Genomic DNA, 14,504 nt, shown 5'->3' on the forward strand with positions numbered 1-14,504 from the left:
ATGGCGCTTATAACCCGTTGTCCTGACTGTGCCACCGCTTTTCGTATAACCCCCTTGCAGTTGCAGGCGCACGGCGGGGATGTGCGCTGTGGACACTGCGCGCATGTATTTAACGGTTTCGCCACACTGGCGACAATGCAAGAGCTGGAAGCTGTTGATTTATCCAGGAAGACGGTGCCGGACAAACCGGAAAGCCCGGAGATTCCATCCATAGGTGATTCGCCCATCACGGCTTTGACTGATCAAGAAGTGTCCTCTCAAGCGACCGGTAACGAAACAGTGCAGACCGAAGCAGCATTGGAGAGCCCACCTACTGAGGCGCCAGAACCGGAAGCGTCGGTGGTGAAAGAACCGGTCCTGCAAGTACCGCACGTAACCAGCGCACCGGAGAGCAACCCGGCAGAAAATTACCCACCGGACGACTATACGGATGAGTATGCCTTCAATGCGGCACCGCCGCGCAAGACTTCCCTCACATGGGGCTTTGCGAGTCTGTTTTTGCTTGTTGTGCTGGCCGCTCAGGCCATTTATTTTTATCGCGCCCAGCTTTCTGTTATCACGCCCGCTGCCAGGCCGTTTCTGGAACAATACTGCGAGCTATTGGGATGTACCATTCCACCGCCGCAAAAATCAGCATTGCTGAATAGCGGGTCAGTTCTTGTTTTATCCGGGATTGGTTTATACAACTTGAATCCACCGGAATCAAACGGTTTACGCCGATAACGGGATTGGACTCCATAAAATTATGGGCTGTATTCGCAGTGCATTTGAATTAAAATTGAAATCCCGTCAAATCCAGTAGTCGCCTTCAAGCAAAATGATCCCTGAGACGTTAATTGAAATCAAAGGTTTGAACTTCTCCTATGGGGAGCGTTCCATCCTGAAGGGGATCGACATGACGATGTCACGTGGTAAAGTCATCGCCATCATGGGCGGCAGCGGTAGCGGCAAGACCACGCTGTTGCGTCTTATCGGTGGAGCGGTTCGCCCATCCTCCGGCTATGTCAAGGTTGCCGGCAAAGTAGTACATGAGCTCAAAAGGGATGAGCTTTTCCAGATGCGCCGAAAAATGAGCATGTTATTCCAGTTCGGCGCGCTGTTTACCGATTTGTCGGTATTCGACAACGTAGCTTTCCAGATGCGTGAACATACCAATTTACCCGAATCGATGATTCGTGATCTGGTGCTGATGAAACTACAAGCTGTCGGTTTGCGTGGGGCGCACGATCTGATGCCCGCGCAACTTTCGGGAGGAATGGCGCGGCGGGTGGCGTTAGCTCGCTCGATTGCGCTGGATCCGCTACTTATCATGTATGACGAACCGTTTACGGGGCTCGATCCAATTTCATTGACTGTCATCGGAAATTTGATCCGTCGCTTGACCGATGCGCTCGGTATGACCTCCATTGTGGTAACCCACGATGTGCAGGAGTCCTTGAAAATTGTGGACTATGTTTATTTCATTTCAGGGGGCGTGATCGCGGCGCATGGTACACCGGACGAAGTGCGCGAATCGATTGCGCCTTTTGTCCATCAGTTCGTGCATGGCGAAGAAGACGGCCCTGTTTCGTTCCACTACTCTGCGGAAGCTTACGCGAGCGATCTGAAACTGGAGGGTAGTTTTGCCTAGGCGTATCGTTGTCGGTATTCGGGGTGTGGGTCATCGCGTGATAGACAGTATCTGGCGGCTGGGCTACGCCAGCCGCTTTTTTCTGTTGACACTGCTGAAGTCGGGTACCAGCTTTCGACGTTTTGGCCTGATTATCCGTGAGCTTTATTTTACGGGCGTGCTGTCGCTGATTATTATCGTTGTGTCGGGATTGTTCGTCGGCATGGTGCTGGGTTTACAGGGCTATGAAACGTTACAGAGATTCGGTGCAGAATCCGCTGTCGGTACAATGGTTGCGCTGTCGCTCGTTCGGGAACTGGGGCCTGTTGTGGCGGCGCTATTGTTCGCCAGCCGTGCCGGGTCTGCCATTACCGCTGAAATCGGCTTGATGAAGGCCACGGATCAATTGGCGGCGATGGAAATGATGGCGGTGGATCCGATTGCCCGGGTGGTGGCTCCCCGGTTCTGGGCGGGTGTAATTTCGATGCCGTTTCTGGCGGCGCTGTTTTCGGTGGTTGGCGTATTTGGGGGTTATCTGGTAGCGGTGGTACTTATCGGGGTGGATGAGGGTTCATTCTGGTCGCAGATGCAAAACGCGGTGGATTTCCGGTACGACATCGTCAACGGTGTCATCAAGACCTGTGTTTTTGGTGTAGCCGTAACGGCAATTGCGGTGTTCGAGGGTTATGATGCATCGCCCACGGCTGAAGGGGTGTCCGGCGCAACCACCCGCACCGTGGTGACTTCCTCGCTGGCGATTCTGGGATTGGATTTTGTTTTGACCTCGGTCATGTTCAGGGGAATGAGCTGATGCAGCGAACAACGATGGATTTGTGGGTAGGTGTATTTGTCATGGCCGGAATCGGCGCATTGCTGGTTTTGGCTTTGAAAGTGGGAAATCTGGGTACTTATAGCGAAGCAGAGAGCTATACATTGATTGGAAATTTTGAGAATATCGGCGGTTTGAAAGTCAGAGCCCCGGTAAAAAGCGCAGGTGTGGTAGTGGGACGTATAACGGATATTCAGTTCAACACCGAGACCTACGATGCCGCGGTGACCATGAACATAGACCGTCGCTATCAATTTCCCAGAGACACTTTCGCCAGCATTCTTACATCGGGTCTTTTGGGTGAGCAATACATTGGCCTGGCGGCGGGTGGCGACGAGACAGTACTGAAGAATGGCGATAAAATCATGAAAACCAACTCTGCAATGGTTCTGGAAGAAATGATCGGGCGATTCCTATTCGATAAAGCATCGGAGAACAAGGCGTCAGAAGACGGCGATAGCGACGATGACGGCAAGAAATAGCCATATATTCGCGGTGAGGCATGCGTTGGCTTATGATGCAGTTTAAAATGGATAGTTCAACTAATTTTAATGAGGAAATCATGAAAAAATACCTTGGTATCTTTGTATTGCTGGCGGTGTGGTTGCCTGCGCTGCCTGCATGGTCAATGGAGGCCACCAGTCCCGATAAGCTGGTGGATAACACCGCTCAGGAGGTGCTTACAATTGTCAGGCAGGACAAGAGCTTGCAAGGCAGTCACGCCAAGATTCTCGATTTGGTGGAGGCCAAGATACTGCCTCATTTCAATTTCAACCGGATGACCCGGCTGGCGATGGGCAAGAATTGGTCCAAGGCCTCGCCTGATCAACAGGAGCAATTGGTGAAGGAGTTCCGTACCCTCCTGGTTCGCACCTATTCCAACGCATTGACTGATTATCGTGACCATACTATCAAGGTTGAACCGCTCAAAGTCGCGGCGGATGATACCGATACCACGGTCAAAACGAAAGTGATGCAAGATTCTGGTCAGCAGCCGGTTCCCATCGATTACAGCATGGAAAAAACCGGCGATGGCTGGAAAGTGTACGATGTAACGGTTGCGGGAGTCAGTCTGGTAACCAATTACCGCAGCACCTTCAACAACCAGGTTCGCGACGGTGGAGTGGATAAACTACTTAAAACCCTGGTAGATAAGAATCGTTCGTTGATAGCTGCCGATAAAAAGGCCGATGCGCGGTAATCCGTGATCCTGATCCCGCCCGTTGACTTGCTCATTTTTCAGATGGGCGCCATGATTTACACCGATGTTTTGTACCATTTTGACTTTAAACTTCAACTACTGGATGCAGCATGGCCGAAGTAGTTCTGTCCAAGGACGGCGAACTGAGCGTCGAGGGATCAATCACCTTCGATAATGTGGTTGCGGTGGTCGAGCGGGGCATTGCGTTGTTTAATCATGATGATCTGGTAATTGATCTAACGCGAGTGGCTGAAGTGGACTCGTCAGCTGTCAGCCTGTTGCTGGAATGGCAGCGCGAGGCGGGCCGCCGCCACCACCGAATGTGTTTTGCCAACATGCCGCAAAACCTGCGAGGTTTGACTCAGCTGTATGGCGTTTCCGAATTGATCCTTCAAGCGTAATCATAAATGGGTGATGGCGGAATGAAGTGCCAGAAACTGGCGCTTTCCGGCCAATCGAGGGTAACTCACATGGGGCATACTTAAAAATCCCCTATCCAAGCCCGTTACGCATGCCCCTGATACTCCTTATCCTTGTTTCTTCCCGATGACACTGGCAATCGAAGTCAAGCAGATGCACAAACGCTTCGGCGCATTACAGGCGTTGTGCGGTGTCGATCTTGAAATCGGCACCGGTGAATTTTTTGCACTGCTCGGTCCGAATGGCGCGGGCAAGACCACTCTCATTAACATCATAGCGGGGCTGACTCTTGCGAGCAGCGGCAGCGCCAGAGTGATGGGATATGATGTCGTTGCCGATTACCGTGAAGCGCGGCGTATGCTGGGTGTGGTGCCGCAGGAACTCGTATTCGATCCATTCTTTACCGTCAGGGAAACGCTTGCGATCCAGTCGGGCTATTATGGCCTGAAGAATAACGGTTCCTGGATAGAGGAGATCATCCACCACCTGGATCTCACCGACAAGGCCGACGCCAACATGCGTACGCTGTCCGGTGGCATGAAGCGGCGCGTGCTTGTGGCCCAGGCATTGGTGCACAAGCCACCGGTGATCGTTCTGGACGAACCCACCGCGGGAGTGGATGTGGAATTGCGCCAGGCGCTTTGGCATTTCATCAAACAGTTGAACCGCAATGGCCACACCATCGTGCTCACCACGCATTATCTTGAGGAAGCCGAAGCTTTATGCACCCGCGTGGCGATGCTCAAACAAGGGAATATCGTCGCGTTCGACAGTATCAAAAATCTCGTCAATAGTATTTCCGGATGTTCGGTGCGATTGCGGTTGTCGCCCGATACACTCCCTTTGCCGCTACAACCCTTATTGAGTAGCCATGAGGACGGATACTGCATCCTGGCAATCGGGGAATATTCCCAGCTCGAAAATGTCATGGCGGCGCTGCGCATGGCGGACGTGCAAGTCCTGGAAATGCAGGTGTTGCAACCTGATTTGGAAGAAGTGTTCGTGAAAATCATGGGCCATACCGAAAATCCGCAGCCAGTATCCCGATGACCGGGTTCTTTACTCTGCTCCACAAGGAGCTGCTGCGCTTCTGGAAAGTCGGGTTACAAACCGTATTCGCGCCAATGCTTTCCACGCTGCTCTATCTGCTGATTTTTTCTCACGTGCTGGAAGAACACGTACAGGCATATCCGGGCGTGGCATACACCGTCTTTCTGGTTCCGGGTCTGGTGATGATGGCCATGTTGCAGAATGCTTTTGCCAACTCGTCATCCAGCTTGATTCAATCGAAGATCTCAGGCAATCTCGTCTTTGTCCTGTTATCCCCGCTTTCTTACCAGGAAATATTTTTGGCCTATGTACTGGCATCCGTCGTACGCGGCCTGGCGGTGGGGTTGGGGGTCTACCTGGTGACGCTCGGATTTTTCGAAATACCGGTAAGCTCATTTCTATGGGTATTCGTGTTTGCCCTGATGGGCAGCGCATTGCTGGGGGCGCTAGGCATTATTGCCGGTATCTGGGCGGAAAAGTTTGATCAGCTGGCCGCTTTTCAGAACTTTGTCATTCTGCCTCTGACATTTCTATCCGGGGTGTTTTACACGATCCACTCGTTGCCTCCCTTCTGGCAGGGATTGTCGCACTTGAATCCATTTTTTTACATGATTGACGGTTTCCGCTATGGTTTTTTCAGCGTGTCGGATATTTCACCCTATGCCAGCCTTGGGATTGTGGCGGCGTGCTTTTTGGCGGTATCATGGCTGACATTGCGGATGCTTAGGGCAGGTTATAAGATCCGCCATTGAGGCATCATAAAATCCAATTGTTGTGACGATCCGTTTCGCAGATTGATAAATCGCTTGCTTAGAGTGCGCACAGTCCACGGATCGAAGACGCATCACCAGAGTCGCAATTATTCGAAATCGGAATAATTGCCGGCATTGAACCCGAATCATCTTGTCTGCCTGCCGGATTTGGGTTGAAGAAATTATTAATATAAAGGAAGAAAAAATGGTCACATCGGAAAGCATAAAAAATCATATTGAAACCTCCATGCCATGTGAGCTGGTGCATGTGGAGGGCGATGACGGTCGTCACTTCAGCGCCATCATTGTCAGCGCTGAATTCCGCGAAAAGAATATGGTGCAGCAACACCAACTGGTTTATCGCGCACTTGGCGACAGGATGAAGCAGGAGATCCATGCCCTGTCCATGAAAACCTTGACACCGGAACAGTGGGCAGAAAATAGCCAGGCGTAGTATTACACCTGGCTGGCGTGTAGAGCACGGGCTTACCGGAAAAATGGCGGTAAGTTTTGTCGAGTAGATATTAGTTCCGCAAGCTTGCGCCGGTTTATGCGGCCGTTGCCATCGCCCCCCGCATTTTCTCCATTGCCTTGGCTTCAATCTGGCGAATGCGTTCGGCGGATACGCCCAGCTCGTCGGCAAGATCATGCAGCGTTGCGGTATCGTTTTCCCGCAGCCAGCGCGCTTCGATGATGTGCCGGCTACGTGCGTCCAGGCTCGCCAGCGCTTGTTCCAGCCCTTCTCCGCGCAAGCGTGTGGTTTGTTCGGCTTCCAGCAATTTTGGCGGTTCTGAGCCGTCGGTGAGATAAGCGATAGGGCTGAATGTCTCGTCCTCGTCTTCAGATAGCGGTTCCAGCGAAATATCACGTCCGTTGAAACGGGTTTCCATTTCTACCACTTCCTCGGCCTTGACGCCCAATTGCTTGGCCATGGCGTTAACTTCCTCAGGATTCATGGTGTCCAGAACCGGCTTCATACTGCGCAGGTTAAAGAACAATTTGCGTTGCGCCTTGGTCGTGGCGATCTTTACCAGCCGCCAGTTGCGCAGTATGAATTCATGAATTTCCGCCTTGATCCAGTGCACCGCGAACGATACCAGTCTTACACCGCGCTCAGGATCATAGCGTTTGACCGCTTTCATAAGGCCGATGTTGCCCTCTTGAATCAGATCTGCCTGGGGCAGACCATAGCCTTTGTAACCGCGAGCAATGGCGACCACTACGCGCAAGTGCGATAAAACCAGTTGGCGGGCCGCGTCGATGCTATCTTCATCCCTCAGGGATCGTGCCAAACGGACTTCTTCTTCCTGAGAAAGAATGCGAAAGCGATTAACAGACTGAATGTAACTTTCAATGCTGCCGCCAGCTGAGGGTATGGCTAAAGCAAAAGTCATATGTCCTCCTTGGATCCTATAAAAAATAACCTTTCCTGATAAGAAAGTCAATCGCCTGAAAAGTTCCCTGCGAAAATTCCTAACCTTATGAATTAACTTGGTTCTATCTGCCACAGATGGTTTGCCACCGACAACCACGCCCCCAGCCAGCCAAGACATGCCGACAGTAATAACAGAGTCAGGCTGTCCTCCGGGGAAAGATGATAGAGAGGAAAATCCACCACATAGAGCCGCGTCAAATTCCTCAGTTCATCATCTATCAGGTGGATTCCAAGGGAGATAATAAGCCATGCTGCCATCCCCCCGGCCATTCCCTGAATAGCGCCGAAGTACAGAAAAGGACGGCGGATGAAACCGTTAGTCGCACCGATCAACTTCGACACCTCTATTTCATCCCGTTTGGTGAGAATCTGCAGACGTATGGTGTTGAAAGTCACGGCGACCAGCGCGAAACTCAGTAATGCGGCGAGCATCAGCACCGCCAGACGACCCAGATTAATCAGAGCGTCCAGCCGCTTTGCCCACGCCGAGTCCAGTTGCACGTGTTCGATCCGGGGCCATTTTTGCAATTCCGCATGGAGTTCTTCCAGCGCCGCGGGCGAGAGGCTTCTGGCATTTATCACGAAAGCGTCGGGTAGCGGATTTCGTTCAAGACTATCCACGAGATCCGCCAATCCATTACTTTGCTTGAGCTGCTCCAAAGCGCTGTCTCTGGGAATGAACTCGAAGCTCGCTACCTGCGGATGCTCCTTAAGGCGTGCTGCAATTTGTGCCACCTCATCGCCATTCGTATCCAGCTCAAGAAACAGGCTCAGTTGCGGCGCACCCGAAACCTGAGTGGAGAATGCCTGAAGATTTCCCAGCAGCATGTAAATTCCAGCGGGCAGGCTGAAGGCAATCCCGATCACGATAATACTGAGCAGGTTTCCGATGGGTGCGCCCGCCAACCGCTTAAGCGCCAGGACGAAAGCGTACCAGTGATGAGCCAGCCACACGCTCATACCGTCAGTTCGCCGTGATTGAGCGCGAAAATACGCAGTGGCGTGTTGCCCAGCAATTCCACATCATGGGTGGCTATGAGGACGGTTACGCCCACTTGATGAAATGACTTGAACATCGTCATGATGTCTCTTGCATAATCCGCGTCAAGGTTGCTGGTTGGCTCATCGGCAATCAGTATGGAAGGCCGGTTTACGATAGCGCGGGCGATGCAAAGGCGTTGTTGCTCACCCCCGGAAAGTGTAATGGGCCGTGTTTTTTCCCTGTCCAGCAATCCTACCTTATCGAGCGCGGCGCGTACCCGTCCGGTTGCCGCTCGGGAATCAAACCCGCTGATTTGTAGAGGCAGCAGCACGTTATCGAATACGGAACGGTCAAACAGGATCTTTTGATCCTGAAATACCAGACCGAGATTACGCCTCAAAAATGGGATGGCGCCGCTCTTGAGCGCACTGACATTCTGGCCGTTAACAATAATACTGCCGGAAGTAGGGCGCTCGATAGCTGCAATGAGCCTCAATAGCGTACTTTTGCCCGCACCCGAATGGCCGGTGATTAATGCCATCTCGCCGGCCTCGAGCGTAAACCCGATATTCTTGAGCGCATTGAAACCATTGGGATAACGCTTGCAGACCTGATTAAAGCTGATCATGGAAAAGCCTTCACCGCAAAGGACTCATTTTAACCCGTCAAGCGTGCTTGCGTCCCTTGAGGATTGAACCTAAATCCGGCAATTGACCGGTCATTTTTCAGTTGGCACCATGATTCACCAAGATTTCTTGGACCCTTTGATCCTCACCTTTTATGGGGAGTGAGCTATAAGGCGGATCGAAAGGTTTTTGTGGCACAGGGCTGCGTTGTTCGTAACGCCTTGGAATGGGATGGCGATTGCAGTCATTGCGCCCTGCGCCGCACCCAAGAACCATGCACTCCATCCTGTCCAACTGCCGATTTCAGGTTGAAACAAATCCATGGCGTCGAGCCATATCGCGCTCAGTCAAACAGCGCCTCGACAAACTCACTCGCGTTGAATGGCCGCAAATCATCGATGCCTTCGCCTACCCCGATGAAGCGTATGGGTAATGACAGTTTTTGCCGGCGTTGTCTGGCAATCGCGGCAATCACCCCCCCCTTGGCAGTACCGTCAAGCTTGGTAATAATGAGGCCGGTAAGACCGAGCGCGTCATCGAAGGCCTGCACCTGATTGACCGCATTCTGTCCGGTGTTGGCGTCGAGCACCAGCAGCACTTCATGAGGCGCATCCGGCTCGGCTTTGGCGATTACGCGCTTCACCTTTTTAATTTCTTCCATCAAGTGCAGTTGAGTGGCGAGCCGTCCGGCGGTGTCCGCCAGTACAATATCTATCCCGCGTGCTTTAGCGGCGCTTACTGCATCGAATATCACCGCCGCGGGATCCCCCTTTTGCTGATTGCCGGTTTCCTGCGCGATAACGGCAATGTTGTTACGCTCACCCCAGGCCATGAGTTGTTCGCGCGCGGCGGCGCGGAAGGTGTCGCCCGCAGCGAGCAGCACCGTTTTCCCTTGTGACTGAAAATGATGGGCGAGTTTGCCGATTGAGGTGGTTTTACCCGCCCCATTCACACCTGTCAGCATAATAATAAAGGGTTTATTCGTGTCCGTAGCAAGGGGCTGCGCCAGCGGCGTAAGCAGGTCGACGAGTGCTTGCTGTAGCGCGCCCTTGAGTTGCGCCGCGTCAGTCAGGCCATCGCGTTTGACTTGCCTCCTCAGTTCGTCAAGCAGCCAGGTGGTCGCATTTACGCCGGTATCGGCTGTCAGCAGTATGGTTTCCAGTTCCTCGTAGAGAGCTTCATCGATCTTACCCCCGCCGAATAACCCGGATAACTGTTTGCCCAGATTATTTCGGGTGCGGGAAAGGCCTTGTCGAACCCTGGCTGTCCAATTCGCTGGCTGCACGCTGGCGGGTGCAGCACTATTTTTGGATTTGAAGAAACTTGGCATTCTGTTAGGCTGTCTACCTTTGTCGAAACACGTGGCGAAAACTTGTGAGCGGAATACTATCCTAAATCCGGTAGTTGACCGCTCATTTAATGGATCGGTGTTATGATCAATAACAATATTTCGTATTATTTAACGCTCACCTTTCGGACGAGGCTGCTGCGGGGTGAATAGCACCGTTTTTAGGCACATGACTGCGTTGTTCGCAACGCCTTGGAATGAAATAGTCATTCCGCGTCGTTGCGTCTTGTTCTGCATCCCAAACCGCGCATTTCACCGTCCAACTACCGGATTTAGGATTGATTCCGGAATTTTATTCCGTTTACCCGGATTTAGGTTATTAAAAAAATGAGAGTTCATTGTCGTGACGCCGCTCCTTCTTCCGTTTCGCGGCCGGTTGCAAAAATAGTAGCGCTACTAGCGTTCCTGGTTGCTTCGGGAGCCTCCGCCACTACACATGAGTTCACCCTTGCCAACGGGCTCAAGTTGATCGTCAAGGAAGATCATCGCTCTCCCGTGGTCATTTCACAGATCTGGTACAAGGCGGGCAGTATTGATGAGCTGAATGGGGCCACAGGGGTCGCCCATGTATTGGAACATATGATGTTCAAAGGAACTCATAAAGTTCCTGGCGGCGAATTCTCCAGGCGTATCGCGGCGGCGGGCGGGCGCGAAAACGCATTCACGAGCCGTGACTACACCGCTTATTTCCAGCAATTGCAAAAATCCAGGCTACCGCTGGCAATGGAACTGGAGTCCGACCGGATGCGTAATCTGGTGTTGACGGAAGGGGAGTTTGCCAAGGAAATCAAGGTAGTGATGGAGGAGCGGCGCCTGCGCACCGATGACCAGCCTCGCGCGCTGGTGCATGAGAAAATGACCGCCACGTCCTTTCAATCGCATCCCTACCGGCATCCCGTCATAGGTTGGATGAACGATCTGGAAAACATGAGTTTCCGGGACGCCAAGGAATGGTATGACCGCTGGTACGCGCCCAATAATGCCGTGCTGGTGGTGGTGGGTGATGTAAGCCCGAAGGAAGTATTCGTTTTGGCGCAAAAGTACTACGGCGCTATACGGTCTCGCCCGCTATTGCCGCTGGATAAGCGCAAGCCGCAGACCGAACCGCCACAAATCGGCATCAAGCGGCTGACGGTGAAAGCGCCCGCGCGGTTACCGTATCTTGCAATGGGCTATCATGCGCCGGTAGTACGCAATCCCGGCACGGACTGGGAGCCGTATGCGCTGGAAATGCTTGCAGGGGTGCTGGATGGCAACGAATCCGCCCGGCTCAATAAGGAACTGGTGCGCGAGCAACGCATTGCCAGTTCGGCAGGCGCGGGTTACGACTCCACCGCGCGCGGCCCGGGCATGTTTTATCTTGACGGTACGCCCAGTGAAGGAAAAACGGTGGGCGATCTGGAAACCGCGTTACGTGCGGAAGTGGAAAAACTCATACGCGAGGGAGTCACTGAAGAGGAGCTTGCGCGAGTCAAGGCACAGGTTGTGGCTGGGCATGTCTTTCAGCTCGACTCGATGTTCTATCAAGCGATGCAGATCGGCCAACTGGAAAGTATTGGTATGTCCCACCGCGATGTGGATACGATGTTGAAAAAACTACAAGCCGTTACCGCCGAACAAGTGCGCGAGGTGGCAAAAAAATATTTGAAGGATGACAGTCTGACGGTTGCGGTACTCGATCCGCAGCCGCTGGAACAACAGAAAGCCCCTTTTGCCGCGCCTCCTGGTGGACTGCGTCATTGAGCGGCATGATCCTGGCCTTGATTACGATTGATTGGAAAAGTATTTTCTTCTGTCGCCTCGATCGACAAGTAACGCCAATCGATCATCAAGTTCGAAAGGTAATTCAGAATTGTTCGGAGAGGTTTTAATGCAAGTGATACGTTGCGTATTTATTCTGCTTTTGGGCACCTGCTCCCAATGGGCATTTGCTACCCTGCCGATCCAGCATTGGCAGGCGGCCTCGGGTGCACAAGTGTATTTTGTCGAAAGCCGTGATTTACCGATACTCGATGTCAGCGTGGATTTCAGCGCGGGCAGCGGTACCGACACGCCGGATAAATCCGGCCGCGCCGGCCTCGCGCTGTATCTGCTGAGTCTTGGTGCGGGAGGGCTGTCCGAAGATCAGATTGCCAAAGCGATAGCTGACATCGGTGCCCAATTGGGCGCCCATTTCGATCAGGACCGCGCGGGTGTTACGCTACGTACCCTGAGTAGCGCGCGGGAACGGAAACAGGCACTCGATATACTCGGCCGTGTCATACAGCATCCTGAATTTGTAGTCACCGTACTGGAGCGGGAGCAGCAGCGGATAATTGCCGGGCTGAAGGAAGCCGACACCAAACCAGACATCATCGCTGATCGTGCGCTGATGAAGATGCTCTATGGCAGCCATCCTTACGGATTGCGAGGTTCGGGCGAGATCGAGACGGTGGGTGCATTGCGGCGCGATGATCTGATGGATTTTTACCGGTCTCGTTATTCCGCGCCGGGCGCGGTCGTGTCCATCATGGGCGACGTAAGCCGTGCGGAAGCGGCGGCTATTGCTGAATCACTAACGAGCGAACTGCCACAGAGCGTGCCCGCGTATGTTATACCGGCGGTGACGGAACCCGTTCCGGAAACCAAAAGAATTACTCATCCCGCAACACAAAGTCATATTCTGCTTGCCTATCCGGGACTGCGCCGCGATGACCCTGATTATTTTCCCCTGCTCGTCGGTAATTATGTGCTGGGTGGTGGTGGATTCACCTCGCGTCTAATGGAAGAGATTCGTCAGAAACGCGGACTGGCTTACAGTGTTAACAGCCATTTCTCGCCGCTCAGAGAAAAGGGGCCGTTTGAAATCAGTTTGCAGACCAGAAAAGAGCAGTCGGAAGAGGCGCTGGTACTCACGCGAAAAGTTCTGGCGGACTTTGTGGCGGGTGGTCCCACAGAAAAAGAACTTGTGGCGGCCAAACAGAATATTATCGGCAGTTTCCCATTGCGCCTAGACAGCAACAGGAAAATTCTCGGATATCTCTCCGTGATCGGGTTTTACGATCTGCCGCTCACCTATTTGGATGATTACCTGAAAGCGGTGGGGAATGTAACGGTTGCTCAGATCAAGGATGCTTTTCAGCGCCGTATCAAGCCTGAAGGGATGGTGGGTGTTGTGGTGGGAGCGATGGAAAAGAAATAGAAAAAGTACTTTTATTCAATTTATTGTCGCGTACTTGCCTGGAATGAGAAACAAAGTCCGCATCATCGGCGGCGAATGGCGCAGTCGCATTATTACTTTTCCTGATGGTGCGGATTTGCGGCCGACACCTGACCGAATACGCGAAACCGTGTTCAACTGGCTGGGACAGGATCTGAGCGGCAAAACCTGCCTTGACCTGTTTGCCGGCAGCGGGGCGATGGGCTTTGAAGCCGCATCCCGAGGAGCAGCGCAGGTGCTTATGGTGGAACTCGATCCCGAAGTATTGAAGGCGCTGAAAGCCAACTCGCAAAAACTGGGAGCGATCCAAGTCCAATTGATGGCAATGGATGCGTTAAAATTCATGGATTCCGATCGACAGCGGTTTGACGTGATTTTTCTTGATCCTCCTTATCGACTGGGTCTGCTGCCTGAACTGCTGGCCCTGCTACCCTCACACCTTGCGGAAGATGGACTGGTCTATGTAGAAGACGATAATTTTCTGGGGTCCGGTGAGGACTGGCTTGTTTGGCGCAAGGGACAGGCGGGTAAAGTATATTATCAACTATTGAAATCCGCAAAAAATGGATAAAGCGATATACCCTGGCACATTCGACCCTATCACGCGGGGACATGAGGATTTGGTCCGGCGTGCAGCGGGGTTGTTCGACCGGGTGGTGGTTGCGGTGGCTACAAGTAGCGGCAAGAAGCCGTTTTTTACTCAGGATGAACGAGTGAAGATGGGAAGCCAGGTGCTGGCCGATTGCCCCAATGTCGAGGTAATCGCTTTTTCGGGTCTCTTGATGGAATTCTCGCAACAGCAGAATGCGAGGGTAATTTTGCGCGGTTTGCGCGCAGTGTCCGATTTTGAATACGAATTTCAGATGGCGGGGATGAACCGTAGCATAAATCCTGGAATTGAAACCGTATTCATGACGCCATCGGAACAATACATGTTTATTTCCGCCACTATCGTGCGAGAAATCGCGCTGTTGGGCGGGAACGTGGACAGATTTGTGCATCCTTTGGTTGCCACACAGCTACGGATGAAAATCGAACTGTAATATTTGAGGT

At 52.7% G+C, this 14,504-nt stretch carries 17 protein-coding genes; 13 read left to right on the plus strand and 4 right to left on the minus strand.

The features are described 5' to 3' along the window. The 9 genes from BLR00_RS16580 to BLR00_RS02765 all read left to right on the plus strand — a co-directional run bounded on the left by BLR00_RS16580 (position 1) and on the right by BLR00_RS02765 (position 6,315). The gene (locus BLR00_RS16580; protein ID WP_074630695.1) at positions 1–723 is read left to right on the plus strand and encodes a DUF3426 domain-containing protein; all 723 of its coding nucleotides are present in this window, start codon (positions 1–3) and stop codon (positions 721–723) included. A 94-nt stretch (positions 724–817) separates the two neighbouring features. Further along, a complete protein-coding gene (locus BLR00_RS02730) occupies positions 818–1,630 on the plus strand; it encodes an ABC transporter ATP-binding protein (RefSeq protein ID WP_074630696.1) in 813 nt (270 codons plus the stop codon). Continuing rightward, positions 1,623–2,420, plus strand: coding sequence for a lipid asymmetry maintenance ABC transporter permease subunit MlaE (mlaE, locus tag BLR00_RS02735; protein WP_074630697.1), 798 nt, complete (start codon positions 1,623–1,625; stop codon positions 2,418–2,420). Before BLR00_RS02730 ends, mlaE begins: the two co-directional genes overlap by 8 nt. Next, on the plus strand, positions 2,420–2,920 hold the full coding sequence (gene mlaD / locus BLR00_RS02740; protein WP_074630698.1) for an outer membrane lipid asymmetry maintenance protein MlaD: 501 nt from the start codon (positions 2,420–2,422) through the stop codon (positions 2,918–2,920). Before mlaE ends, mlaD begins: the two co-directional genes overlap by 1 nt. A gap of 80 nt (positions 2,921–3,000) precedes the next feature. After that, a complete protein-coding gene (locus BLR00_RS02745; RefSeq protein ID WP_074634093.1) occupies positions 3,001–3,639 on the plus strand; it encodes an MlaC/ttg2D family ABC transporter substrate-binding protein in 639 nt (212 codons plus the stop codon). Positions 3,640–3,749: 110 nt separating this feature from the next. Beyond that, positions 3,750–4,040: an STAS domain-containing protein gene (locus BLR00_RS02750; RefSeq protein ID WP_074630699.1), complete on the plus strand. Its 291-nt coding sequence runs from the start codon at positions 3,750–3,752 to the stop codon at positions 4,038–4,040. Between the two features lie 145 nt (positions 4,041–4,185). Beyond that, positions 4,186–5,109 carry an ABC transporter ATP-binding protein gene (locus tag BLR00_RS02755; protein WP_074630700.1) on the plus strand — a complete coding sequence of 308 codons (924 nt, stop codon included), beginning with the start codon at positions 4,186–4,188 and terminating at the stop codon, positions 5,107–5,109. Further along, a complete protein-coding gene (locus tag BLR00_RS02760) occupies positions 5,106–5,861 on the plus strand; it encodes an ABC transporter permease (protein WP_074630701.1) in 756 nt (251 codons plus the stop codon). Before BLR00_RS02755 ends, BLR00_RS02760 begins: the two co-directional genes overlap by 4 nt. A gap of 205 nt (positions 5,862–6,066) precedes the next feature. Further along, entirely contained in the window at positions 6,067–6,315 is a 249-nt protein-coding gene (locus tag BLR00_RS02765) for a BolA family protein (protein ID WP_074634094.1), read from the plus strand. Positions 6,316–6,409: 94 nt separating this feature from the next. Here the strand turns inward: BLR00_RS02765 and rpoH are convergent, their stop codons facing one another. From rpoH to ftsY, 4 genes are all read right to left on the minus strand, one after another. Then, positions 6,410–7,255, minus strand: coding sequence for an RNA polymerase sigma factor RpoH (gene rpoH, locus BLR00_RS02770; RefSeq protein ID WP_074630702.1), 846 nt, complete (start codon positions 7,253–7,255; stop codon positions 6,410–6,412). 92 nt (positions 7,256–7,347) lie between these two features. Continuing rightward, complete coding sequence (ftsX, locus tag BLR00_RS02775) at positions 7,348–8,256, minus strand: permease-like cell division protein FtsX (protein WP_074630703.1); 909 nt, start codon at positions 8,254–8,256, stop codon at positions 7,348–7,350. Further along, positions 8,253–8,906 carry a cell division ATP-binding protein FtsE gene (ftsE, locus tag BLR00_RS02780; RefSeq protein ID WP_074630704.1) on the minus strand — a complete coding sequence of 218 codons (654 nt, stop codon included), beginning with the start codon at positions 8,904–8,906 and terminating at the stop codon, positions 8,253–8,255. Before ftsE ends, ftsX begins: the two co-directional genes overlap by 4 nt. 341 nt (positions 8,907–9,247) lie before the next feature. Then, positions 9,248–10,234: a signal recognition particle-docking protein FtsY gene (gene ftsY / locus BLR00_RS02785; protein ID WP_074630705.1), complete on the minus strand. Its 987-nt coding sequence runs from the start codon at positions 10,232–10,234 to the stop codon at positions 9,248–9,250. Positions 10,235–10,579: 345 nt separating this feature from the next. Between ftsY and BLR00_RS02790 the strand changes: the two genes are divergently transcribed. From BLR00_RS02790 to coaD, 4 genes are all read left to right on the plus strand, one after another. Further along, positions 10,580–11,995, plus strand: coding sequence for a M16 family metallopeptidase (locus BLR00_RS02790; RefSeq protein ID WP_074630706.1), 1,416 nt, complete (start codon positions 10,580–10,582; stop codon positions 11,993–11,995). Between the two features lie 127 nt (positions 11,996–12,122). Further along, positions 12,123–13,433 carry a M16 family metallopeptidase gene (locus tag BLR00_RS02795; RefSeq protein ID WP_074630707.1) on the plus strand — a complete coding sequence of 437 codons (1,311 nt, stop codon included), beginning with the start codon at positions 12,123–12,125 and terminating at the stop codon, positions 13,431–13,433. 43 nt (positions 13,434–13,476) lie between these two features. Beyond that, entirely contained in the window at positions 13,477–14,022 is a 546-nt protein-coding gene (gene rsmD / locus BLR00_RS02800; RefSeq protein ID WP_074630708.1) for a 16S rRNA (guanine(966)-N(2))-methyltransferase RsmD, read from the plus strand. Then, positions 14,015–14,494, plus strand: a complete 480-nt coding sequence (gene coaD, locus BLR00_RS02805) for a pantetheine-phosphate adenylyltransferase (RefSeq protein WP_074630709.1) — start codon at positions 14,015–14,017, stop codon at positions 14,492–14,494. Before rsmD ends, coaD begins: the two co-directional genes overlap by 8 nt. Positions 14,495–14,504: the final 10 nt, after the last annotated feature.

Origin of the sequence: Nitrosospira multiformis (assembly GCF_900103165.1) — a bacterium.
Taxonomy (GTDB): domain Bacteria; phylum Pseudomonadota; class Gammaproteobacteria; order Burkholderiales; family Nitrosomonadaceae; genus Nitrosospira; species Nitrosospira multiformis_D.